The following is a 23,777-nucleotide window of genomic DNA, read 5'->3' as shown; positions in this document are numbered from 1 at the left end:
GCCTTAGAACTGCTCGTTCCGCGCTGCCCGCTCCCGCAGCGAGGCCGGTGGGCGGAACCGCTCGCCGTAGGTGTCGGCGAGGTAGTCGGCGCGTTCGACGAACGCGGCCAGCCCGCAGGAGTTGGCGAACTGGAGGGTGCCGCCGGACCACGGGGCGAAGCCGAAGCCGAAGATGCTGCCGATGTTGGCGTCGCGGGCGCTGGTGAGGACGCCCTCGTCGAGGCACCGGATCGTCTCCAGCGACTGGACGAACAGCAGCCGGTCGCGCACGTCCTGCTCGGACACGCCCGCGTCGTCGCGGGTGTACCGGGTGAGCAGTTCGGGCCACAGGAACTTCTTCGCGCCCTCCGGGTACTCGTAGAACCCGGCCCCGCCGGACTTGCCGGTGCGGCCGAGCCCGACCAGCTCCTCGATCACCTTGTACGCCGGGTGGTCGCCCAGGGCGGCCGCGTCCGGGTCGTCGGCGAGGGTCTGGTCGCGGATCTTCAGCTGGAGCGACAGCGTGACCTCGTCGGAGACCGCGAGCGGACCGACGGCCATGCCGGCCTTGCGGGCGACGTTCTCGATGAGGGCGGGCTTGACGCCCTCGGACACCATGGTCACGGCCTCGGTGACGTAGGTGCCGAACGTGCGCGAGGTGTAGAAACCCCTGCTGTCGTTGACGACGATGGGGGTCTTGCCGATCTGGAGCACGTAGTCGAACGCCTTGGCGAGCGTCTCGTCGGACGTCTTCTCGCCGCGGATGATCTCGACCAGCCGCATCTTCTGCACGGGGGAGAAGAAGTGCAGGCCGATGAACTTCTCCGGGTCGGACACCGCGGCGGCGAGTCCGGTGATCGGCAGCGTCGAGGTGTTGGACGCGATCACGGCGTCGGGCAGCGCGGCGGCCTCGGCCGCGGGCAGCACCTTGCCCTTGAGCTCGCGGTTCTCGAACACCGCCTCGATGATCAGGTCGCAGCCCGCGAGGTCGGCGTCGGAATCGGTCGGGGTGATGCCGGGAACGCCGTTGGCGCCCTTCTCCGCGGCCTCCAGGGTCACGTCCTTCAGGACGACCTCGATGCCCGCCTTGGCGCTCACCTCGGCGATCCCGGCGCCCATCATGCCCGCGCCGAGCACGCCGACCCTGGTGGTCTTCGCACGGTCCACACCGGACGGACGCGAGCCGCCGGCGTTGATCTCGTTGAGCTGGAACCAGAACGCGGTGATCATGTTTTTGGCGACCTGGCCGGAGGCCAGCTCCAGGAAGTACCGGCCCTCGATCTTCAACGCCGTGTCGAAGTCGACCAGCGCGCCCTCGACGGCGGCGGCCATGATCTTCTCCTGCGCCGGGAACGCGCCGTGCGTCTTCTTGCGCAGCACGGCGGGAGCCGCGCCGAGCAGGGCGTAGACGTTCGGGTCGCCGACCCGCATGTCCTTGATCGTGAAGCCCGGCTTGTCCCACGGCTGCCGCGGCGCCGGGTTCGCGGCGATCCACGCCCGCGCCTTGGCGATCAGGTCGTCGCGGTCGGTGGCCAGCTCGTCGACGAAGCCGGCCTGCAACGCCCGCGCGGGACGCAGCTGCCTGCCCTCCATCAGCAGCGGCAGCGCGGCCTGCAAACCCAGCAGCCGCACCATCCTGGTCACGCCGCCGCCACCGGGCAGCAGGCCCAGCGTCGCCTCGGGCAGCCCGAGCTTGATCTTGTCGTCGTCGATCACGACGCGGTGGTGGCACGCCAGCGCGATCTCCAGCCCGCCGCCCAGCGCGGCGCCGTTGATCGCGGCGACGACCGGCTTGCCGAGCAGTTCGAGCCTGCGCAGCTGCGCCTTCACCCCGGTGACGCCCGACAGCGCCTCGTCGGCGTTGTCCGGCCGCACCCGGATCAGCACGTTGAGGTCGCCACCGGCGAAGAACGTCTTCTTCGCCGACGTGAGCACCACGCCGGTGATCCCGTCGCGTTCGGCTTCGAGGCGGTCGACGGCCTCGCCCATCGCCTCCGTGTACTCGGCGTTCATCACGTTCGCCGAGCCGGACATGTCCATCGTCAGCGTGACAACGCCCTCGGCGTCGCGCTCGTAGTGCACCGGCATGTCCTAGACCCTCTCGATGATCGTGGCGATGCCCATGCCGCCGCCGACGCAGAGCGTGGCGAGGCCGCGGCGCAGGTCCTGGCGCTCCAGCTCGTCGAGCAGGGTCGACAGGATCATGCAGCCGGTGGCGCCCAGCGGGTGGCCCATGGCGATTGCGCCGCCGTTGACGTTGATCTTCTCCTCGGGCAGGTCCAGGTCGCGCTGGAACTTCAGCACCACCGAGGAGAACGCCTCGTTGATCTCGAACAGGTCGATGTCCTCGACGCTGAGCCCGGCGCGGTCCAGCGCCTTGCGGGCGGCGGGCGCGGGCCCGGTCAGCATGATCGTCGGCTCGCTGCCGATCACGGCCGTCGCGATGATCCGCGCCCTCGGCGTGAGGCCGAGGTCGCGGCCCGCGCGCTCGTTGCCGATCAGCATCGCCGCGGCGCCGTCGACGATCTGCGACGAATTGCCCGGCGTGTGCACGTGGTGGATCCGCTCGACCGACGGGTAGCGGTCGATCGCGACCGAGTCGTACCCGAGGTCGCCGTGGAACTGGAAGCTCGGCTTGAGCCCGGCCAACCGCTCCAGCGTCGTCTCCGGCCGGATGGTCTCGTCGGCGGCCAGCACGAGCGTGCCGTTCTGGTCGACCACCGGCACGATCGACCGGTCGAAGTAGCCCTTCTCCTGCGCGAGCGTCGCCAGCCGGTGCGACCGCACGGCCCAGCTGTCGACGGCCTCGCGGTCGAAGCCCTCCAGCGTCGCGATCAGGTCGGCGCTCACGCCCTGCGGCACGAAGTTCGTCGCCATGTTGGTCTCCGGGTCGGCCAGCCACGCGCCGCCGTCGGACCCCATCGGCACCCGCGACATCGACTCGACGCCACCGGCGACCACCAGGTCCTCGAACCCGGACGCGACCTTCGCCGCCGCCATGTTCACCGACTCCAGGCCGGACGCGCAGAACCGGTTGAGCTGCACGCCCGCCGTGCGCTGCTCCCAGCCGGCCGCCAGCACGGCCGTGCGCGCGATGTCCGCGCCCTGCTCGCCGACCGGCGACACCACGCCGAACACGACGTCGTCCACCGCGGAGGTGTCCAGCTGGTTGCGCTCGGCCAGCGACTTCAGCACCCCGGCGGCCAGCGTGACCGGCTTGACGCTGTGCAGCGACCCGCGCTTTCCCTTGCCGCGCGGCGTCCGCACGGCATCGAAGATCAAGGCTTCGCTCATGTACTCGACGGTAGGCCGGTGGCGAGGGGTTGCCCATGACCGCGAGGGGTGACCTTTTCGCTCAGGATCGGCGGGAAGTCTCCGGTGTGACCAGGCACTCAATCCGGGGGAGGGACAATTTAGCTCACATTCGGCACCCGACAGGAAGCGCGATGGTCATGGCAGACCGCGCGCCGCGGTGGTTACGTAGCGGTATGCCGAAGCGCCGTTCCACCTGGATGACCGAGGACCTCGACCAACTGCGCGAACTCGCCCGCACGTTCGTCGCCAAGGAGATGACGCCGAACCAGGAGCGCTGGGCCGAGCAGAAGCAGGTCGACCGCGAGCTGTGGACCAAGGCGGGCGAGGTCGGCCTGCTGTGCCTGTCCATCCCGGAGGAGTACGGCGGCGGGGGCGGCACCTTCGCGCACGAGGCCGTGGTGCTCGAGGAGCAGGCCCGCGGCGGCGACAGCGCGTGGGGCAACAGCGTGCACAGCGGCATCGTGGCGCCCTACCTGCTCGCCTACGGCACCGAGGAGCAGAAGCTGCGCTGGCTGCCCAAGCTCGCCAGCGGCGAGTTCGTGGGCGCCATCGCGATGTCCGAGCCGGGCGCGGGGTCGGACCTCCAGGGCATCAAGACCAAGGCCGTGCTCGACGGCGACGAGTACGTGGTCAACGGCTCGAAGACGTTCATCACCAACGGCGCCCAGGCCGACCTCGTCGTCGTGGTCGCCAAGACGGACCCGAAGGAGGGCGCGGCGGGCATCTCGCTGGTCGTCGTGGAGACCTCGACGCCGGGCTTCCGCCGCGGCCGGGTGCTCGACAAGGTCGGCATGAAGGGCCAGGACACCGCGGAGCTGTTCTTCGACGACGTCCGCGTGCCGGTCGGCAACCTGCTCGGCGGCGTCGAGGGGCAGGGCTTCGTCCAGCTGATGAACCAGCTCCCGCAGGAGCGGCTGATCATCGCCGTGGCCTCCATCGCGGGCATCGAGGCGGCCGTGGCCATGACGCTGGAGTACGTGAAGGACCGCACCGCCTTCGGCCGTGAGCTGATCAAGTTCCAGAACACCCGGTTCACCCTCGCCGAGTGCGCCACCGAGGCCGCCGTGACCAGGTCGTTCGTCGACGACTGCATCAACTGGCACCTGAAGGGCGAGCTCGACATCCCCACGGCCGCGATGGCGAAGTGGTGGTCGACCGAGCGGCTCTGCCGGGTCGTGGACGAGTGCGTGCAGCTCTTCGGCGGCTACGGCTACATGACCGAGTACCCCATCGCGCGGGCGTGGGCCGACGCGCGGGTGCAGAAGATCTACGGCGGGACGAACGAGATCATGAAGGAGATCATCGCCCGGTCGCTGTAGTGCTCACGAGGGGGAACGGGATGAAGCAGGGACCACTGGCCGGGCTGAACGTCGTCGAGCTGGCCGGGCTCGCGCCCGCGCCGTTCGGGGCGATGGTGCTGGCCGACCTGGGAGCGGACGTCATCAGGGTCGACCGCATCGGCGGCGATCCCGGCGCGGTGCCCGGCGACCCGCTCGGCCGCGGCAGGCGGTCGGTGGCGATCGACATCCGCAAGCCGGAGGGCGCGGACCTGGTGCTGCGCCTGGTGGCGCGCGCCGACGTGCTGATCGAGGGCTTCCGCCCCGGCGTGACCGAACGGCTCGGCATCGGCCCGGCGCACGCGCTGGCCCGCAACCCGCGGCTGATCTACGGCCGGATGACCGGCTGGGGCCAGGACGGGCCGCTGGCCGACCGCGCGGGCCACGACATCAACTACATCTCCGTGGCGGGCGCGCTGGAGCCCATCGGACGGGCGGGCGCGCCGCCGACCGTGCCGCTCAACCTGCTCGGAGACTTCGGCGGGGGCGGTCTGCTGCTGGCGATGGGCGTGCTGGCCGCGCTGTACGAGCGGGAGCGCTCCGGGCACGGCCAGGTCGTGGACGCCGCGATGGTGGACGGGGCGGCGCTGCTGACCACGTTCCTGCACGGCATGCGCGCGGCGGGCGGCGAGAAGGGCGCGCGCGGCACGAACCTGCTGGACGGCGGGGCGCCGTTCTACGACGTCTACCGCACCTCGGACGACCGCTACGTGAGCATCGGGGCGCTGGAGGAGAAGTTCTACGCGGAGCTGCTCGGCGTGCTCGGCCTGGACGGGGAGGAGCTGCCGAACCGGCACGACCCGGCGAACTGGTCCGAGCTGCGGGAACGCATCGCCGCGGTGGTCGTGACCAGGACCAGGGACGAGTGGGCCGACCTCGCCGACGGCACCGACGCGTGCCTGGCGCCGGTGATGGAACCCGCGGAAGCGCCCGGACATCCGCACAACGCGGCGCGCGGCGGGTTCGTGAACGTGGACGGGATCGCGCTACCCGCTCCGGCGCCGAGGTTCGACCGCACGCCCGCCGGTCCGCCAGCGGCACCCGTCCGGCCGGGAAAGCACACGATCGAGGTGCTGGCGGAACTCGGTCTGACCGAGCACGACATTACGGAACTGGGACGGTCCGGAGTTATTGGCTGATCATTGAATGGGCAGCGGAATAACAACGGGGAAATAGTCGCAGCACTCGAACGCAGTGATCACGCAGAGTGTTCACCGTGCATGGTTCTGGGGGGCGACGGGCCCACGGGGGTGCTGGTGGTTCGCGAGTACCTCGGTGCATCTGTGCTGGGGAGTGTCGGGCGAGAAGCCCGTACCCAGGTCATCGTCCCGCCAGGACGGGTCCTTGAGCGGCCATTCGGGTGATGCTTGCTGACGCTGAGCTGTGTCGGGTGGCCGATCTTGGGGCCGTACGGCGGCGGGTCGCGTGTTCGATGTTCATCAACCGGGTGAATGGGGGACCATGTCGGTGACGCGGCGTGCACCCGGCGATCATCGGGGAGCGCCGGCAGGTACCTGAGCGGACGGAGTGGCTTGACGTGAACACCAAGAAGGTGGTCGTGCTGGCGGCGGTCGCGCTGGTGCTGTTCCTCCTGATCACCAGGCCGGTGGAGTCCGCCGACGCCGTGCAGCAGGTGCTCACCTGGCTGCGCGAGGGCGCGGAGTCCATCATCACGTTCCTGAAGAGCCTGTTCGGCTAGTCGGCCGCCGCCGGTACGGCTGTTCGCCGTACCGCGCGGTGGTCGCGTACACCCCTCCGAGGCCTCGCGCACGACTCGTCACGCTCGGTGATGTCAGGCTCGGAGCGTTGGACCTTATGGGTGGAATAGAGGCTATAACACCCTGGTAACGGGGTTATCGGCAAACAAGGGTCTAGCGGTTGCCCGAACCCTTGAATACGGTGCGCTGCATTGGCTGATCTTCGACCCCAGGGAGGCACAAATGGTCGAGGACTCCGGAGTCGACGAACTGCTTAGGCAGTGGGCGGCGGAGCGGTCGGACGACGCTGAGATGCAGGAGGTGAACCGGATCAAGAACGCGTGGCTCGCGGAGGCACCGCCAAGCGCTTCTCCGGGAATCCCCTCCCAGCGGGCGAACGGTGGACCGCGTGGCGTGGTGAGGGTCGAATCGGCCAGCCCCGCGTACGTGGCGGCAATGCGCAGGAGGGCACCTGAAGTACCGGAGGTCCTGCTCGAGGCGGCGGCCAGCTACTGGCAGCTGGTCGGGGACCTCGCCGAGGCGGAGCAGTGGTGGGACGCGGGCATCAGCCCGTTGGACCAGCGCGCTCTCGACTACCGGGTGGCCGGGCTCCTGCCCGCCGACCTCGGGCGTCGGCTCGGTCCGATGACGGTGCTCCAGCACCTGCGTCGGGGCAGTGCGGCCGCGTGGTGCGTCGCACGGTTGCAGCGGCAACGCCGGGACGGCGTGGCCTAGGGAGGCTGGCGGTCCGGATACGGGAGTGGGCTCCGAGCAGGAGCCCCAACCCTTGGGCACCCGGCCCTGGACCTCCAACCGCAAGACCGCCGGTGCTAGCTTTGAGCTGTGCGCGGCGGTGCTTTCACTTCACGGGGACTGGCGATCGTGCTGGTCTGCGTCGTCTCGCTGGTCGGCTGCTGCGGTCTCGCGTGGTGGCAGTGGACCCGGTTCGAGTCCGCCAGCGGGACCTTCCAGAACCTCGGCTACGTGTTGCAGTGGCCGCTGTTCGGCTTCTTCCCGGCTTTCGTGGTCTGGCGCATCCGCAGGTTGGACGCCCAGCGCAAAGCCGAGCCGCCCGCAGTGGCGCCCACGCCTGTCGTTACCGTTGACGCCGTCAGGACACCCGTCGCGGACGAGGACGACGAGCTGGCGGTCTACAACCGCTACCTCGCCGAGCTCAACGCACGGGACCGGTAGCGGAACGAAGGCGGTCTGTCGGGCGATGAGCGGTGCGTTGAACCGGTTCCGGTTCATGGCCTACGTGGTCGGGGTCGGCCTGCTGGTGCTGGTCGTGGCGATGCTGTTCAAGTACGTCGGCGACACGCCCGGCCTGATCAAGGTCGTCGGACCCGTCCACGGCTTCCTCTACGCCATCTACCTCGTGATCGCGGTCGACCTGGGGCTCAAGGCCCGGTGGTCGATCAAGGGCACGATCCTGGTGCTGCTGGCGGGCACGATCCCCTTCCTCTCGTTCTACGCGGAGCGCAAGGTGGTCGAGCGGGTCCGCGAGGGCGTCCCGCTGTGAGGCGACCCGTGTTGACCTGCGCCCCGACCGGCGAATAGCGTCTGGCGACATCAACTGAACACGGCCGTTGACGGCGCGCGGAAGAGTCCCCCTCGGGGGCGCCGAAGGAGCAACTCCTCCCCGGAATCTCTCAGGCACAGGTACCGCGCACCGAAGGCAACTCTGGAAAGCAGGCGCACCAGCGCGCCTCGCCCACGGTGCAAGTCGCGCCCGCGCGACGAAGCTCTCAGGCTCATGACAGAGGGGGAGGCTCGCTCTCGAGGAGGAGTCTCGCCGGTGACCGCGTTCCCACTGCCCGCCGCAGGTCGACCAGTCGCGTCCGCGCGTCCGTCGGCCGTCGAGCACGCCCGCCACCAGGGAGGACCCACCCAGATGGAAAGCCGTCGGACGCCGCTGCACGCCGAGCACGAGGCGCTGGGCGCCATGTTCACCGACTTCGCGGGCTGGCGGATGCCGCTGCGCTACGACAGCGAGCTCGCCGAGCACCACGCCGTCCGCAAGACCGCCGGGCTGTTCGACCTCACGCACATGGGCGAGATCGTCCTGACGGGCCCGGAGGCCGGTGCGGCGCTCGACCACGCCCTCGTCGGCCACTCGTCGGCCATCGGCGTCGGCAGGGCCCGCTACACGATGATCACGCGGGCCGACGGCGGCGTGCTGGACGACCTGATCGTGTACCGCCTGGGGGAGACCGAGTACCTGGTGGTCGCCAACGCCTCCAACGCCGACCTCGTGTTCGGCGAACTCGTCGAGCGGGCGCGGGACTTCGACACCGAGGTCGTCGACAGGTCGCAGGACTACGCGCTGCTCGCCGTGCAGGGCCCGGCGTCGACCGCGATCCTGGCGGGCCTCACGCCGACCGACCTGGCGACGGTGAAGTACTACGCCTCCTACCCGACCGAGGTCGCGGGCACCCCGGTGCTGCTGGCCAGGACGGGCTACACCGGCGAGGACGGCTTCGAGCTGTTCGTCGCCCCGGCCGACGCCCCCGCCGTGTGGGCGGCGCTGCTGGAGGCGGGCAAGGCGCACGACCTCAAGCCCGCCGGTCTCGGCTGCCGCGACACGCTGCGCCTCGAGGCCGGGATGCCGTTGTACGGCAACGAACTCGACACCGCGCACACCCCGTACCACGCCAACCTCGGCCGGGTCGTCAAGCTCGACAAGCCCGGCGACTTCGTCGGCCGCGAGGCGCTGGCGGCGATCGCCGAGTCCGGTGTGGACACCACGCTGGTCGGGCTGCGGTCCGAGGGCCGCCGGGCGCCGCGGCACGGGTACACCGTGCTCGACGCCGAGGGCGCGGCCGTCGGCGAGATCACCAGCGGGGCGCTGTCCCCGACGCTCGGGTACTCGGTCGCCATGGCCTACGTGACCAAGGCGAACGCCGAACCCGGCACCAAGCTGGCGGTGGACGTCCGCGGCAGGCAGGAGCCCGTCGAGGTCGTCGCACTGCCGTTCTACAAGCGCGCCAACTGATCCGTCCAAGGGAGATCACATGTCCGACCACTTCAACTCCTCCCTCGCGGAGTTCGACCCGGAGGTGGCGGAAGCCGTCGCCGCCGAGCTCTCCCGCCAGCAGAACACGCTGGAGATGATCGCGTCGGAGAACTTCACGCCGGTGTCGGTCCTCGAGGCGCAGGGCTCGGTGCTGACCAACAAGTACGCGGAGGGCTACCCCGGCCGCCGCTACTACGGCGGCTGCGAGCACGTCGACGTCGTCGAGCGCCTCGCCATCGCGCGGATCAAGGAGCTGTTCGGCGCGGGCTTCGCCAACGTGCAGCCGCACTCCGGCGCGCAGGCCAACGCCGCCGCGATGTTCGCGCTGCTCGACACCGGCGACACCATCCTGGGCCTCGACCTGGCGCACGGCGGCCACCTGACCCACGGCATGCGGATCAACTTCTCCGGCAAGCTGTACAACGTGGTGCCCTACCACGTGTCCGACTCCGACGGCCTGGTCGACATGGCCGAGGTCGAGCGCCTCGCCGTGGAGCACCGGCCGAAGCTGATCGTCGCGGGCTGGTCGGCGTACCCGCGCCAGCTGGACTTCGCCGAGTTCCGCCGGATCGCGGACCTCGTGGGCGCGTTCCTGATGGTCGACATGGCCCACTTCGCGGGCCTGGTCGCCGCCGGTCTGCACCCGAGCCCGGTGCCGCACGCCCACGTGACCACGACGACCACGCACAAGACCCTCGGCGGCCCGCGCGGCGGCGTGATCCTCTCCAACGACGCCGACATCGCGAAGAAGGTCAACTCCGCGGTCTTCCCCGGCCAGCAGGGCGGGCCGCTGGAGCACGTGATCGCGGGCAAGGCCGTCGCGTTCAAGCACGCTGCCAGCCCCGAGTTCGCCGACCGCCAGCGCCGCACCGTCGAGGGCGCGAAGATCCTCGCCGACCGGCTCCTCCAGTCCGACGTCGCCGCGTCGGGCATCAAGGTCCTCACCGGCGGCACCGACGTGCACCTCGTGCTCGTCGACCTGGTCGCCTCGGAGCTGGACGGCAAGCAGGCCGAGGACCGGCTGCACCAGGTCGGCATCACGGTCAACCGCAACGCCGTCCCGAACGACCCCCGCCCCCCGATGATCACCTCCGGCCTGCGCATCGGCACGCCCGCACTGGCCACCCGCGGCTTCGGCGAGGCCGACTTCGTCGAGGTCGCCGACATCATCGCCGCCGCCCTCGGCACCGACCCCGACCTCGCGGAACTGCGCACCCGCGCCGAGGTCCTCGCGGCCAAGCACCCGCTGTACGCGAACCTCTAGGCACCCACCCCACCCCACAACGAGGCCCGGCCCCGCGGTTGCGGGGCCGGGCCTCGTACTACCTCACCGCGAAGCGAATGAGCGGCAAGTTCGAGCACTGGCGCGGTACGCCGTCGGAGCCCGGCCCCTTCCCCGGGGCCGGGCTCCGACGCGTTACCAGTAGTTCCTAGGCGGTCGGAGCGGTCACGCCGGGCGGCAGGCACTGCACGTTGCGCTTGCCGTCGGGCTGGACGACGAACCAGGTGCCGCCAACGCCCTGGCCCGCCCACTTGCCCGGACCCGGGTCCTTCGAGTAGGTGTAGAGCGGCCAGCCCGCGAGGGTGACCTGGTCGGTGCCGTCAACGCGCTTCACGGAGCCGACGAGCGCCGGGTCGACGCCTTCGATCTGGGGGGTGGCGCCGGCTTCGACCGTCAGCGGCGGCCACGTCTCGGCGCACTTGTCGACGCAGTTGGAGACCGGCGTCGGCTTGGGGGTGTCCTTGTCGAAGCGGTAGAGCGTGCGGCCGTCGCCGTCCTGCACGACGTCGCCCATCTTGTCGACGGTCTTGGCGACCAGCCGGATGTTGGAGACGGCCGGTGCGGCGGCGGGGGGCGGCTGGGCGACGCTGTTCTGCTGCGCGCCGGCGGCGGGGGCTTCGGCACTGGTGCTGGGAGTGTCGTAGCCGTAGTCACCCGGCGCGGCAGCTGCCTCCACCGCGGAACCGGTCTGAGCCACGTTGGTGCCCTGCACGCCAACGGCGTTGGTGCTCCACATGACCAGCGCGAGCACGGTTGCCATGCCGCCTGCAACGGCGATGGCGATGCGGTTACGTCGGATCACTTCTCAACTCCTCCTCGTCCGTTCATTCGCTTCACTGGAGCAATACGGGGGGAGTGCGTGAGCGGTTCAGAACCGAACCGAAAACAATCTCGGGACGAACTACAGCCATCCGTCGCGAGTGTGGAGGCATGTGGTGGTCGGTACCGGTGGAGTGGCAGGTCAGCTGGCCGCGGTGGTCGAGAAGGTGCTCGGGACCACCCTCCCGATCGGCCTGCGCGCCTGGGACGGCAGCAGCGCCGGTCCGTCGGACGGCCCCGTTGCGGTGATCCGGTCGAAGCGCGCGCTGCGCCGCCTGGTGTGGAACCCGAACGAGCTGGGCCTCGCCCGCGCGTACGTGGCGGGGGAGCTGGACGTGGAGGGCGACCTGACCGACGGGCTCGCCCGGTTCTGGGAGCTGGCCCGCGCGGGCGCGCTGCGCGTCGGCAAGCCCAAGCCCGCCGACCTGGTGGGCGCGGTGCGCGTGGCCGCCCGCCTCGGCGCGCTCGGCCCGCGTCCGTCCGCGCCCGGTGAGGAGGCCCGGCTGTCCGGCACGCGGCACAGCCGCACCCGCGACAAGGCCGCCATCGCCCACCACTACGACCTGAGCAACGACTTCTACCAGCTCGTCCTCGACCCGAGCATGGCCTACTCCAGCGGGTACTGGACGTCCGACAGCCCCGAGTACACGGTGGCCGACGCGCAGCGCGACAAGCTGGACCTGGTGTGCCGCAAGCTAGGTGTCGGCGAGGGCACTCGGATGCTCGACGTCGGCTGCGGCTGGGGTTCGATGATCATCCACGCGGCCAAGCACTTCGGCGCGACCACCACCGGCGTCACCATTTCCCGCCAGCAGCACGCGCACATCCGCAAGCGCGTCGCCGACGAGGGGCTGGAGGAGTTGGTCACCGTCAAGCTCCAGGACTACCGGGAGATACCCGTCGGCGGAGCCGAGGATCAGACCGAGTACGCCCCGTTCGACGCGATCTCCACGATCGAGATGGGCGAGCACGTCGGCGAGGAGAACTACCCCGAGTACGCCTCCACCCTGCACCGGCTGCTCAAGCCCGAGGGCAGGCTGCTGCTCCAGCAGATGTCGCGCGGTGCCAACGCCCCCGGCGGCGGCGCGTTCATCGAGTCCTACGTGGCCCCCGACATGCACATGCGGCCGGTCAGCGCGACGGTCGGCCACCTGGAGCGCGCGGGCTTGGAGATCCGTGATGTGGAAGCGCTGCGGGAGCACTACGTTCGGACCGTGCGCGCCTGGGCCGCGACGCTGGAAGAGCGGTGGGACGAGGTCGTCGCACTGGTCGGCGAGGGCCAGGCGCGGGTGTGGCGCCTCTACCTCGCCGGTGGGGCGCTGACCTTCGAGGAGGGGCGGATGGGCGTGGACCAGATCCTCGCGGTGCGGCCGAGTGCGAACGGGACCAGCGGGATGCCGCCCGTCCGCGACTGGGTGGTGCGGTGAACGCCGGTGCCTTCGGCCTGAACGTGCTGTCCACCGCGATCCTCGTGGTGGCGCTGGTGTCGGCCCTGTTCACCGCCGCGAAGGCGCGCGGTCGCTACGACGTGGTCGACGTGTTCTGGGGTCTGGGCTTCGCGATCATCTCCGTCGCCACCCTGCTGATCGCCGGTCCGACGCCGCGCGGCCTGCTGGTGGCGCTGCTGACCGTGGTGTGGGGCGTGCGCCTCGGCGTTCACATCCACCTGCGCAACCACGGCAGGGACGAGGACCCGCGCTACGTCGCGATCCTCAAGCGCCGCGGCGCGCTCGGCATGTACCGCGTGTACCTGACCCAGGCCGTGATCATGGTGCTGGTGTCGCTGCCGGTGCAGGCCGCGTCCTACCTGTCCGCGCCGATCGGCGTGCTCGACTACCTCGCGGTGCTGCTGTGGGTCGTCGGCTTCGCGTTCGAGTCCGTCGGCGACTGGCAGCTGACCAGGTTCCGCGACGACCCGGCGAGCAAGGGCCAGGTCATGGACCGCGGCCTGTGGCGCTACACCCGGCACCCGAACTACTTCGGCGACGCCGTGGTGTGGTGGGGGCTGTTCCTGTTCGCCACCCACCACTGGATCGGCCTGCTCACCGTGGTCGCGCCGATCGCGATGACGTTCACCCTCGCCAACGGCACCGGCAAACCGATGCTGGAGAAGGGGATGGAGAAGCGCCGCCCCGGTTACGCCGACTACGTCCGCCGCACCAGCGGCTTCGTCCCGTGGCCTCCGAAGAAGACCGCCTGATCTCTTACCCGCCTCTCACCGGGACCCGCCAGACTCCGTCGCGTGACGAGCACGGTGCTGCTGGCTGACGACGACCGCGCGATCCGCGAATCCCTGGTGCGGGCGATGGAACTGGAGGGGTACCGGGTCATCCCGGTGCCCAACGGGGTCCAGGCGCTCCACGAGGTGCGCCGCTCCGGGGTGGACGCGGCGGTCGTCGACGTGATGATGCCGGGTGTCGACGGCCTGGACGTGTGCCGCCTGCTGCGCGCGGGCGGCTACCGGACGCCGATCCTGCTGCTGACGGCCAAGTCCGAGACCTCGGACCGGGTCGAGGGGCTGGACGCGGGCGCGGACGACTACCTGGTGAAGCCGTTCGAGCTGGACGAGCTGCTGGCCAGGCTCAGGGCGCTGCTGCGCAGGGTCGAACCGCCGCCCGAGGGCAACCGGGTGCTGCGGGTCGCCGACCTGCGGCTCGACCCGGCGGCCCGGCGGGTGTGGCGCGGCGACACCGCGGTGGAGCTGTCGAAGACCGAGTTCGACCTGCTGGAACTGCTGGTGCGCAACGCGGGCATCGTGCTGGACCACGGCACGATCTACGAGCGGATCTGGGGCTACGACTTCGGCGTCGACTCGAAGAACCTCGCCGTCTACGTGGGGTACCTGCGGCGCAAGGTCGGCAAGCCGTCGCTGATCCACACCGTGCGCGGTGTCGGTTACACGGTGCGCGAACCGTGAGGGCGCGGACCGGGATCGAACGGGCGTTCGCGGGCATCGCGGCCGCTGCCGTGATCACGACCGCGGTGGTCGGCTACGCCGTCGGGGCGAGCCTGCTCGGCAGCGCGGCGGAGAACCGGAAGCTCGACTACAGCGCGGAGCAGACGTTCCGCGGCCTCGTGGAGGCCACGACGAGCTTCGTCCGGATGGGCGCGTTCGACTACGAGACGTTCGGCGAGGGCCCGTTCACGGCCGGGTCGACGGTGGTCAACTCGCCGGACGTCATCACCCAGGTCCTCCGCGGCGACGGAACCGTCCACCGCGCCGAACCCGGCCACGCGGAGATCCCCTTCTACACCACCGACCAGGAGATGGCACGGGCCGCCGACGCGGGCGAGCGGGCCGAACGCCTCCTCGACGTCGGAGGTGAGAGGCTGCGGCTGGTCACGGTGTCGTTCGGCGGATCCCGCGGCGCGGTCCAGATCGCGCGGCCGATCGTCGACGACGGGGATCCGTTCGGTGCGCTGGCGCTCTGGCTGGCGGGTGCGGTGGCCGTGGTGCTGCTGCTCGCCGTGGCGGCCGGGCGGTTCGCGGCACGGCGGCTCACCCGCGGGCTGGAGGCGTTGGCGGAGACCGCCGAGGAGGTCGCCGCGGGTGATCGCCTCGACATCCTCATGGCGACCGGCGGAACCGACGAGGTTGCCGGGCTGGGGGCCGCGTTCGACTCGGTGCTGGTGCGGCTCGCCGCCGCCCGCGAGGACCAGCGGCGGCTGGTGCAGGACGCGAACCACGAGCTGCGCACGCCGCTGACCAGCTTGCGCACCAACGTGTCCGTGCTCAAGCGGATGGACGAGCTGTCGCCGGAGTCGCGCGGGCAGCTGATCGAGGACCTGGACGGCGAGACGCGGGAGCTGTCGCACCTCGTCGCCGAGCTGATGGAGTTCTCCTCGGAACGGCGGGTCGACGAGGAGTACGGCGCGGTCGACCTGCCCGACCTCGCCGACCGGGTGGCCACGCGGGCCCGGCGGCGCAGCGGGCGGGAGGTGCTGGTGAACGCCGAGGGCGTGGTCACGGGCCGGGCGCGCGGCCTGGAACGGGCGCTGGTCAACCTGGTCGACAACGCCCTCAAGTTCGCCCCGGACGGCCCGGTCGACCTCGTGCTGCGCCCCACCGGCTTCCGCGTCATCGACCGCGGCCCCGGTCTCGCGCCGGAGGACACCGCCCGGATCTTCGACCGCTTCTACCGCTCCACGGCCGCGCGCTCGCTGCCCGGATCGGGGCTGGGGCTGGCGATCGTGCACGAGGTCGCCACCACGCACGGCGGTGCCGTGTTCGCCCGCACGCGGCCGGGTGGCGGTGCGGAGATCGGGTTCACCCTGTGACCCGTCCAACTGCCGGGACCAGCGCGGATCACGGTATTAGGGTGGCCGGGTGGGCAACGAAACCTCCTTCCCGCGCCAACACGCGCGCACCCAGCGGTTCACCCTCGGCGCACCGAGGACCTTCACCGTCGCACCCGACGGTTCACACGTGTTCTTCCTGCGCGTCGCGTCGGCCACGAGCCGGGCGAACGGGCTGTGGACCCTGGACACCGCCACCGGCGCCGAGGCGCTCGTCGCCGATCCGGCGGTGCTGCTGACCGACCCCGAGGACCTGTCGCCGCAGGAGCGCGCGCGCCGGGAACGCAGCCGCGAGTCCGGCGCCGGCATCGTCGGCTACGCGGTCGACGCCGTCGTGCGCCAGGCCGTGTTCGCCCTGTCCGGCAGGTTGTTCCTCGCCGACCTGGTCTCGCACGAGGTGCGGGAACTGCCCGCGGCGGGCTCGGTGATCGACCCCCGGCTCGACCCGACCGGCGCCCGCGTGGCGTACGTGGCGAACGGCGCGCTGCACGTGGTGGACCTGGCGAGCGGCGAGGACACCGCGCTCGGCCAGGACGACGACCCCGAGGTGACCTGGGGGCTGGCGGAGTTCATCGCGGCGGAGGAGATGAGCCGCTTCCGCGGGTACTGGTTCGCGCCGGACGGCGCGTCCGTGCTGGCCGCGCGGGTGGACAACACGCCGGTGCCGCGCTGGTACATCGCCGACCCGGCCAACCCCGCGACCCCCGCGGCCGAGATCGCCTACCCGGCGGCGGGCACGGCGAACGCGCTCGTGAGCCTGTTCGTGCTGGGCGTGGACGGGGCGTCGGTCGAGGTCGTCTGGGACCGGGAGGCGTTCCCGTACCTGGCTTCCGCGCACTGGTCCGGCACGGGCGCGCCGCTGCTGCTGGTGCAGACCAGGGACCAGCGGACCGCGCAGGTGCTGGCGGTCGACACCGCGACCGGCGCCACCGAACTGCTGCACACCGACACCGACCCCACGTGGGTCGAGATCATGCCGGGCGTGCCGGTCTGGACGCCGGACGCGAAGCTCGTCCGGATCGCCGTGCGCGACGGCGCGAACCGGCTCGTCGTCGGCGCCGACGAGTGGACGCCGGACGGCTTCCAGGTGCGGTCGGTGCTCGACGTGACGGCCGACGACGTGCTCGTGACCGCGTCGGAGGACGACCCGACGCAGACGCACGTCTACCGGGTCACCGCGACCGCGGTCGAGCGGCTGTCCACCGCGGACGGCGTGCACAGCGCCGTGCGCGGCGGCGACGTCCTGCTGCTGGCGTCGGCCGGGCTCGGCTGGTTCGGCTCCAAGGTGACCGTGAACGGCCACGAGATCGGCTCGTCCGCCGAGGTCCCGGTGCTCACGCCCGAGGTGGGGCTGCTCACCGTGGGCGAGCGCGACCTGCGGGTGGCGCTGCTGTTCCCGACCGGGCACGTGCCGGGGTCGGGGAAGCTGCCGGTGCTGCTGGACCCCTACGGCGGGCCGCACGCGCAGCGGGTGGTGTCGGCGCGGAACGCCTACCTGGCGTCGCAGTGGTTGGCGGACCAGGGGTTCGCGGTGCTGGTCGTGGACGGCCGGGGCACGCCGGGGCGCGGGCCGGTGTGGGAGCGGGAGATCGCGTTCGACTTCGCGGGGGCGACGCTGGACGACCAGGTCGACGCGCTGCACGCGGTGGCGCGGGAGCACGAGGACCTGGACCTGTCGCGGGTGGGCATCCGGGGGTGGTCCTACGGCGGGTACCTGGCGGCGCTGGCGGTGCTGCGCAGGCCCGACGTGTTCCACGCGGGGATCGCGGGGGCCCCGGTCACGGACTGGGCGCTGTACGACACGCACTACACGGAGCGGTACCTCGGTCATCCCGAGGAGCGGCCGGAGGTGTACGAGACCAACTCGCTGATCGCCGACGCCGGGAAGCTGGAGCGGCCGTTGATGATCATCCACGGGCTGGCCGACGACAACGTGGTGGCCGCGCACACGTTGCGGCTGTCCTCGGCGCTGGTGGCGGCCGGGCGGCCGCACACGGTGCTGCCGCTGTCCGGCGTCACGCACATGACGCCGCAGGAGCAGGTCGCGGAGAACCTGCTGCTGCTCCAGGTGGAATTCCTGAAGAAGTCACTCGGATGAGTGAAGGGGGAGCCGGTTTCCCGGCTCCCCCAACGGCTTACGCCAGCGACTGCCGCACGGTGTACGGCGGGATGGACCCCGAGAGCAGGGCCAGGTCGTCGATGGTCTCGGGCTGGTAGCCCGAGGTGGCCAGGCGCCCGGTCATGAGCGCGGTCGGGTCCTCGACGACGTCCGCGCGGCCGAACAGGTAGGCCCACTCGTGCTCGTCGGAGCCGTAGTAGACCGTCGTGTCGAACACGTCGTTGAACCGCTGGAACGAGCGGATCAGCGTCTTGTTGCGCCACATGGTCTGGCAGCCCGCCTGGGTGACGACCACGCCGCCGGGCGTGAGCAGCGCCTTGCACATGCGGAGGAACTCCTCGCCGTACAGGCGGTTGTGCTGGGCCTCCTCCTCGCGCTCGTCGGGGAGGTCGACCAGCACGATGTCGTACTTCTCCGAGGTGGTGCGGATGTACTCCCACCCGTCGATGTACTTCACCCGGACGGGACCGTCGCCCGCCTCGGCCTCGGCCAGCTCGGAAGTCGTGTAGCCGTAGGGCAGGTGCTCGGCGCACAGCTTCACGGCCTGCGAGTCGATGTCGATGTGGTCGACGACGGTCGCGCCCGCCGTGACGGCCATCTGGCAGACGACGCCCTCGCTGGAGCCGATGACGAGCACGCGGTCGACCCGGTCCGCGAGCAGCAGCGCCGGGACCATCAGCGCCTCGTGGTAGGTCAGCTGGCTGAAGTCGGTGCTCTGCCGGTCGTCGTCGCAGAACAGGGACCTGCCCTGAGCGGTGTCGGCGATCACCAGGTGCTGGAACTCCGTCTGGACGTCGACGACGACGTCCTCGACGTTCCAGAGCCTGGTGAGGCCGTCGCCGAGGGGTTCGCGGATTGAGCTGTCGATCGTGGTCACGCCTTTTCCTCACCAACGAGAGCCGGGACGCGGTTGCCCCGGCTGATCATGTCCGTCCGTGTCGACGCGGCGCCCAGCGCCTCGGCGAGCAGCTGCACCGCAAGCGCGGGTTTCGCCTTCGTGCCGCAGGTGAACACGTCCACGAACACCGATCCGACCTCCGGATAGGTGTGGATGGACGCGTGCGACTCCGAAAGCAGGGCGAGGACGGTGACCCCCTGCGGATCGAACTGCTTGGAGATCACCTCCAGGACCGTGGCATTCGCCTGGGTGAGAGCTTCACCGAGGGCATGTCGCAGGAACTTCTCGTCATCGAGGATCTCGGGGCTCACGCCCTCCAACTCGGCGAGCACGTGCTGTCCTGCGAACAAGCCGACCGGCTCCGTCTCGCACGGAACTTCGGACATCAATCACTCCAAACATCTTCAACGGGACCGAACGGGGACAATCCGGGGGCGTGCTCACCGCACGCAGTGGGTGGCCAGCGGGCCGAAGCCGTTGAAGGCCACCGAGGAGTAGCTCGACGTGTACGCGCCCGTGCCGAGCAGGTCGACGTGGTCGCCCGCGCTCAGGTCGAGCGGCAACTCGTAGACGGTGCGCTGGTACAGCACGTCGTCGGCGTCGCACGTCGGCCCGGCCAGCACGACCGGCCCGCGCGGACCGGCGTCCTTGCCGGTGCGCAACGGGTACGCGATGGCCTCGCCCTCGGTTTCGGCCAGCCCACCGTAGCGGCCGATGTCGAGGTAGACCCAACGCCGTTCGTCGGAGTAGGACTTCCGCGACACCAGAACGACTTCCGACCGGATGACGCCGGACTCGGCGACGACCGCGCGCCCCGGCTCGATCATCACCTCCGGCGGGTGGTCGCCGAAGTGCCGGGCGATCGACGCGGTGATGGCCGCGGCGAACTCGGCCAGCGGCGGCGGTTCGTCCAGGTACGCGGACGGGAGCCCGCCGCCGAGGTTCACCGTCGACAGCTCGACGCCCTCGGCGCGCAACTTCGCGGTGACCGCGGCGGCGTCGGCGATGGCACCGTCCCACCCGTTCGGGTCCAGCTGCTGGGAACCGGCGTGGAACGCGACCCCCAGCGCGCGGAGTCCCGTCCGGGAGGCCGAACGCAGGAGGTCCGCCGCCATTTCCGGGTCGCAGCCGAACTTCTTGCCGAACGGGTACAGGGACTTGTTGGCCTCGACGAAGATCCGCAGCAGCACCGAGGAACCCGGCGCGTGCTCGGCGATCGCCCGCACGTCCTGCTCGCTGTCCGACACGAACAGCCGCACGCCGCGCCGGTGCGCGTAGGCGATGTCGGCGGCCTTCTTGATGGGGTTGCTGTAGGAGATCCGCTCCGCGGGCGCGCCCTGCGCCAGGCACAGGTCGATCTCCGCTGGGCTGGCGACGTCGAACGAGCTGCCCTCGGCGGCCAGCAGGCCGACCACCTCGGGTTCGGGGTTGGCCTTCACGGCGTAGAAGACACCGACCCCCGGCAGCGCGGACGAGATCGCGGCGTACCGCTCGCGCACCGTCTCGAGGTCGATCACCAGGCAGGGTGTGGCCGGTCGCTCACGATCCAGGAAACGGCGGATACGAGCTTGTGCCTCCTCACGCCCGGTTCCAGCGGGACGCGGCATCGGCGGTTCGACCGCCGGTGTGGCAACGCTCTTAGTCATTCCGCCAGGGATCTCCCATCACACCGTGTTCGGGCACGGCCGTCCACTCTAGGTGGTGTCGGCGGAAAACGGGGTATCCGATCCGGCCAATGTGATCGATCAGGCGTTGCGGAGTTCCACCAGCGTCACGTCCGGGGGCGCGCCGACGCGGACCGGCGGTCCCCAGAAACCCGCGCCGTTGCTGACGTAGACGGGCATTCCGCCCACTTCGGCCAGTCCGGAGACCACCGGTTGCTGGAGCGAGACGGCGTAGTTGAACGGCCACATCTGACCGCCGTGGGTGTGCCCGGACAGCTGGAGGTCCACACCGAGCCCCGCGGCCTGCACCGCCTGCACGGGCTGGTGGGCGAGCAGCACGACCGGGGTGGACGTGTCGTGCCGCTCCAGGGCCTTCTCCATGTCCGGCCCGTCGCCGTAGCCCTTGCCGGTCACGTCGTTGACCCCCGCGAGGTCGAACGCCGCGCCGCCGCGGGTGATCGCGAGCAGCTCGTTGCGCAGCGGGTGCACGCCGAGCCTGCTCAGTTCGGCCAGCCACGGCTGCGCGCCGGAGAAGTACTCGTGGTTGCCGGTGACGAAGAAGCTGCCGTGCGCGCTGACCAGGTCGCGCAGCGGGGCGGCGGCCTCGCCCAGCTCCTCGACCGACCCGTCGACCAGGTCGCCGACGATCGCGACCAGGTCGGGCTGGAGGCCGTTGATGGTGTTCACGACGCGTTCGGTGTGCGAACGGCCGAGCAGCGGGCCGAGGTGGATGTCGCTGACGACCGCGATCCGGAACCCGTCGAACGCGGGCGCGAGCTTGCCGAGCGCGATGGGGACCCGCTTGACCACCGGTCCGCCCATCGCCTGGGTGACGCCGTAACCGACGACGCCGGTCGCGACCACCCCGCCCGCCACGGCGAGCGACCGGGCGATGAACAGCCGCCTGCCGGGGTCGGCGGGCCGGTCGGCGGGCACGTCGGTCGGCCCGTCCTCCGGTACGTCGGCCACGTCGGCCGCCACGGGTTCGTCCGGTCCGGCGGGCACCGCGACCTCGGCCGGGGCCTGAACGGGCCTCAGACGGCGGTTCAGCAGCGCGCGGGGCACTTCCAGCACGAGCAGCAGCAACGTGAGGTAGAGGACCATCGCGAGCCACAGGTAGCCGGGCCACGCCAGGAACGCGGCGGCGCCGGGGCCGAGCAGCCGCGACCCCGCCAGGCCGCCCAGCAGGACCAGGAACATCACGACGACCGCCGCGGTGCCCAGCGCGCGTCCGCGCCCCGGCCGGGTGGTGTCGCGGACCAGCCGCTTCCACAGGTAGAGGTGGGCGAGTCCGCACGGCACGCCGAGCAGCAGCAGGAAGATCACGCCCCAAGTCTCCACGTTCGGACGAGTGGCCGTCGCGGGGCCCGCCGATCGGCCATTCGGGGTGACGCGATCCGTCTTACCGATCAGTGCTCGCCACCCGAACGGACCTCCATGACGGTGTTTCCAAGGGCATGATGCGGAAAGTGCGTCTCAAATGAAGATGAGGTGACCTCATGTACCTCCGGATTCAAGTATTGACAGGTTATCTCCGGCACTGCCACGCTCCCCGCGGCGGCGTTGAAACCGCTTGCTTCCACTGGGGGAAGCACACCCGTGGAATTCACGGGTTTCCCGGTCGGCTGGACTGGACCGGAATCCAGCTCCCTGGCGGGCATCTCCGTTTTCCGCCAAGGGTGGAGGCGTCGTGGGCCTATTGGCTGGAAAGAGGCTTGAGATGACCTCGACGATCGACGACGACGTGCAGAAATCGCTTTTCGTCAACGGGCACGATCTGACGCTCCGTGAGGTCGCCGACGTCGCCTGCGGCGCGTTACCGCTGCGTTTGAAGGTCGATCCCGACGCGATCTCCAGGATGGCGGACTCGCACGGTCTCAAGCTCAGGCTGATCGATCTCGGGTTGCCGATCTACGGGGTCACGACCGGTTTCGGGGACAGCAGCACACGGCAGATCTCGCCCGAGAAGACGGCCGACCTGCAACGCAACCTCGTGGTGTACCACCTCAACGGCACCGGGCCGGAGAGCAGCCGCGAGGTCGTCCGCGCCACCCTGCTCATCCGGGCGAACTGCCTGGCCCGCGGGCATTCGGGCATCCGCCCGGCCCTCGCGGCCCACCTGCTCGCCATGCTCGAGAACGACGTCCTGCCGATCATCCCGGAGCGCGGTTCGGTCGGCGCGAGCGGCGACCTGGTGCCGCTCTGCTACCTCGCGAGCGCCGTTATCGGCGTGGGTACCGTCCGGTACCGGGGGCGCGACCTGCCCGCCACCGAGGCGTACGAGGACTGCGGGATGGGACCATTCGTGCTGGAGGCGAAAGAGGGACTCGCTCTCATCAACGGTACTTCGTTCATGTCCGCGTTCTCGGTTCTGGCGGTGGAGGGCGCGAAGGAGATCGCCGCCGTCGCGGACCTGTGCACCGCGCTCGGCGCGCAGGTCATGCTGGGCAACCAGGGGCATTACGACCGTTTCATCCACGAGCAGAAACCGCATCCCGGTCAGCTGGCGTGCGCCGAGAACATCTCCAGGCTCATGAGGGGTTCCGGTCTTTCGCACACCCAGGGCGAGGTTCTGACCTCCGATCCGATGCCGTCCGGTACCGGGTACTACCGGCTGGACCACCCCGTTCAGGATCGCTATTCCCTGCGCTGCGCCCCCGGTGTCACCGGAGTGCTGCGCGACCTGCTGGAATGGTCGGAGAAATGGGTCTCGATCGAGATCAACTCGACCAATGACAACCCCTTGTTCGACGCCGGTGAGAACGTCGTGCGCAGCGGTGGGAACTTCTACGGCGGCCACATCGGCCAGTCCATGGACGGGCTGAAGCTCGCCCTCGCCAACGTCGCGGACCTGCTCGACCGGCAGTTGGCGCTCATCGTGGACGAGAAGTTCAACAACGGCCTGCCCGCGAACCTGGTCCGCCCGGTCGAGCCGGAGGACTGGCAGGCGGGGCTGCACCACGGGTTCAAGGGGATGCAGATCGCGGCGTCGTCGCTGGCCGCGGAGGCGTTGAAGCTGACCATGCCCGCGAGCGCGTTCTCCCGCTCCACCGAGGCGCACAACCAGGACAAGGTCAGCATGGGCACGATCGCCGCCCGCGACGCCAGGACCGTGCTGGAGCTGACCGAGCAGGTCGCCGCGATCCACCTGCTGGCGCTCTGCCAGGCGGTCGACTTCCGGGGCCCCGAGCTGCTCAGCCCCGGTTCCCGTCCCGCGTACGACCTCGTCCGGGAGCACGTGCCGTTCGCCGCCGGCGACCGGCGCATGGACGCCGACATCCACGCGGTCGTCGCGCTGATCCGCAGCGGTGCGCTGCGCAAGTCCTGCGCGGTGTCCTGATCATGGTGAGGAGCA

General features: G+C 70.6%; 21 protein-coding genes and 2 riboswitches. Of the genes, 14 read left to right on the top strand and 7 right to left on the bottom strand.

Annotated features, from left to right (window positions below):
- Positions 1–3 precede the first annotated feature (3 nt).
- Positions 4–2,067, bottom strand: coding sequence for a 3-hydroxyacyl-CoA dehydrogenase NAD-binding domain-containing protein (locus tag RM788_RS15300; RefSeq protein WP_315932335.1), 2,064 nt, complete (start codon positions 2,065–2,067; stop codon positions 4–6).
- Between the two features lie 3 nt (positions 2,068–2,070).
- Entirely contained in the window at positions 2,071–3,273 is a 1,203-nt protein-coding gene (locus RM788_RS15295; RefSeq protein ID WP_315932334.1) for an acetyl-CoA C-acetyltransferase, read from the bottom strand.
- A gap of 194 nt (positions 3,274–3,467) precedes the next feature.
- On the opposite strand from RM788_RS15295, the gene RM788_RS15290 reads away from it, so the two are divergent.
- The 8 genes from RM788_RS15290 (at position 3,468) to glyA (ending at position 10,608) form a co-directional block, all read left to right on the top strand.
- Positions 3,468–4,613 carry an acyl-CoA dehydrogenase family protein gene (locus RM788_RS15290; RefSeq protein ID WP_315932333.1) on the top strand — a complete coding sequence of 382 codons (1,146 nt, stop codon included), beginning with the start codon at positions 3,468–3,470 and terminating at the stop codon, positions 4,611–4,613.
- Positions 4,614–4,633: 20 nt separating this feature from the next.
- A complete protein-coding gene (locus RM788_RS15285) occupies positions 4,634–5,770 on the top strand; it encodes a CaiB/BaiF CoA transferase family protein (RefSeq protein ID WP_315932332.1) in 1,137 nt (378 codons plus the stop codon).
- Positions 5,771–6,168: 398 nt separating this feature from the next.
- Positions 6,169–6,330 (top strand): hypothetical protein, encoded by a 162-nt coding sequence (locus tag RM788_RS15280; RefSeq protein WP_315932331.1) that lies wholly within the window; start codon positions 6,169–6,171, stop codon positions 6,328–6,330.
- A 241-nt stretch (positions 6,331–6,571) separates the two neighbouring features.
- Positions 6,572–7,063, top strand: a complete 492-nt coding sequence (locus RM788_RS15275) for a helix-turn-helix transcriptional regulator (protein WP_259623720.1) — start codon at positions 6,572–6,574, stop codon at positions 7,061–7,063.
- Positions 7,064–7,171: 108 nt separating this feature from the next.
- Entirely contained in the window at positions 7,172–7,522 is a 351-nt protein-coding gene (locus tag RM788_RS15270) for a hypothetical protein (protein ID WP_315932330.1), read from the top strand.
- Positions 7,523–7,547: 25 nt separating this feature from the next.
- Entirely contained in the window at positions 7,548–7,850 is a 303-nt protein-coding gene (locus tag RM788_RS15265; protein WP_315932329.1) for a DUF3817 domain-containing protein, read from the top strand.
- Positions 7,851–7,918: 68 nt separating this feature from the next.
- Positions 7,919–8,006, top strand: a riboswitch (glycine riboswitch).
- A riboswitch (glycine riboswitch) is annotated at positions 8,007–8,101 on the top strand. It abuts the riboswitch before it with no gap.
- A 121-nt stretch (positions 8,102–8,222) separates the two neighbouring features.
- The gene (gene gcvT, locus RM788_RS15260) at positions 8,223–9,323 is read left to right on the top strand and encodes a glycine cleavage system aminomethyltransferase GcvT (RefSeq protein WP_315934638.1); all 1,101 of its coding nucleotides are present in this window, start codon (positions 8,223–8,225) and stop codon (positions 9,321–9,323) included.
- Between the two features lie 19 nt (positions 9,324–9,342).
- A complete protein-coding gene (gene glyA, locus RM788_RS15255) occupies positions 9,343–10,608 on the top strand; it encodes a serine hydroxymethyltransferase (protein ID WP_315932328.1) in 1,266 nt (421 codons plus the stop codon).
- 166 nt (positions 10,609–10,774) lie between these two features.
- Here glyA and RM788_RS15250 read toward each other — a convergent pair whose 3' ends face one another.
- Positions 10,775–11,428, bottom strand: a complete 654-nt coding sequence (locus RM788_RS15250; RefSeq protein WP_315932327.1) for a hypothetical protein — start codon at positions 11,426–11,428, stop codon at positions 10,775–10,777.
- Between the two features lie 130 nt (positions 11,429–11,558).
- Between RM788_RS15250 and RM788_RS15245 the strand changes: the two genes are divergently transcribed.
- The 5 genes from RM788_RS15245 to RM788_RS15225 are packed head-to-tail and all read left to right on the top strand — an operon-like array spanning position 11,559 to position 17,839.
- Positions 11,559–12,872 (top strand): class I SAM-dependent methyltransferase, encoded by a 1,314-nt coding sequence (locus tag RM788_RS15245; RefSeq protein WP_315932326.1) that lies wholly within the window; start codon positions 11,559–11,561, stop codon positions 12,870–12,872.
- Positions 12,869–13,645: a DUF1295 domain-containing protein gene (locus RM788_RS15240; protein ID WP_315932325.1), complete on the top strand. Its 777-nt coding sequence runs from the start codon at positions 12,869–12,871 to the stop codon at positions 13,643–13,645. Before RM788_RS15245 ends, RM788_RS15240 begins: the two co-directional genes overlap by 4 nt.
- A gap of 42 nt (positions 13,646–13,687) precedes the next feature.
- Positions 13,688–14,362, top strand: coding sequence for a response regulator transcription factor (locus RM788_RS15235; protein WP_315932324.1), 675 nt, complete (start codon positions 13,688–13,690; stop codon positions 14,360–14,362).
- Positions 14,359–15,723, top strand: a complete 1,365-nt coding sequence (locus tag RM788_RS15230) for a HAMP domain-containing sensor histidine kinase (protein WP_315932323.1) — start codon at positions 14,359–14,361, stop codon at positions 15,721–15,723. Before RM788_RS15235 ends, RM788_RS15230 begins: the two co-directional genes overlap by 4 nt.
- 49 nt (positions 15,724–15,772) lie before the next feature.
- Positions 15,773–17,839 carry a S9 family peptidase gene (locus tag RM788_RS15225; protein WP_315932322.1) on the top strand — a complete coding sequence of 689 codons (2,067 nt, stop codon included), beginning with the start codon at positions 15,773–15,775 and terminating at the stop codon, positions 17,837–17,839.
- 37 nt (positions 17,840–17,876) lie between these two features.
- On the opposite strand, the gene RM788_RS15220 is transcribed toward RM788_RS15225, so the two are convergent.
- From RM788_RS15220 to RM788_RS15205, 4 genes are all read right to left on the bottom strand, one after another.
- Positions 17,877–18,728: a spermidine synthase gene (locus RM788_RS15220; RefSeq protein ID WP_315934637.1), complete on the bottom strand. Its 852-nt coding sequence runs from the start codon at positions 18,726–18,728 to the stop codon at positions 17,877–17,879.
- Between the two features lie 5 nt (positions 18,729–18,733).
- Positions 18,734–19,144, bottom strand: a complete 411-nt coding sequence (gene speD, locus RM788_RS15215) for an adenosylmethionine decarboxylase (RefSeq protein WP_315932321.1) — start codon at positions 19,142–19,144, stop codon at positions 18,734–18,736.
- Between the two features lie 54 nt (positions 19,145–19,198).
- Complete coding sequence (locus RM788_RS15210; protein WP_315934636.1) at positions 19,199–20,365, bottom strand: type III PLP-dependent enzyme; 1,167 nt, start codon at positions 20,363–20,365, stop codon at positions 19,199–19,201.
- Between the two features lie 138 nt (positions 20,366–20,503).
- Positions 20,504–21,748, bottom strand: coding sequence for a metallophosphoesterase (locus tag RM788_RS15205; RefSeq protein WP_315932320.1), 1,245 nt, complete (start codon positions 21,746–21,748; stop codon positions 20,504–20,506).
- 394 nt (positions 21,749–22,142) lie between these two features.
- On the opposite strand from RM788_RS15205, the gene RM788_RS15200 reads away from it, so the two are divergent.
- Positions 22,143–23,762, top strand: a complete 1,620-nt coding sequence (locus RM788_RS15200) for an aromatic amino acid lyase (protein WP_315932319.1) — start codon at positions 22,143–22,145, stop codon at positions 23,760–23,762.
- The last annotated feature ends 15 nt before the right edge of the window (positions 23,763–23,777 follow it).

Origin of the sequence: Umezawaea sp. Da 62-37 (genome assembly GCF_032460545.1) — a bacterium.
Lineage (GTDB): Bacteria > Actinomycetota > Actinomycetes > Mycobacteriales > Pseudonocardiaceae > Umezawaea.
The sequence above is the reverse complement of the archived record's forward strand: the minus strand, read 5'-3'. Positions and strand labels throughout refer to the sequence as shown.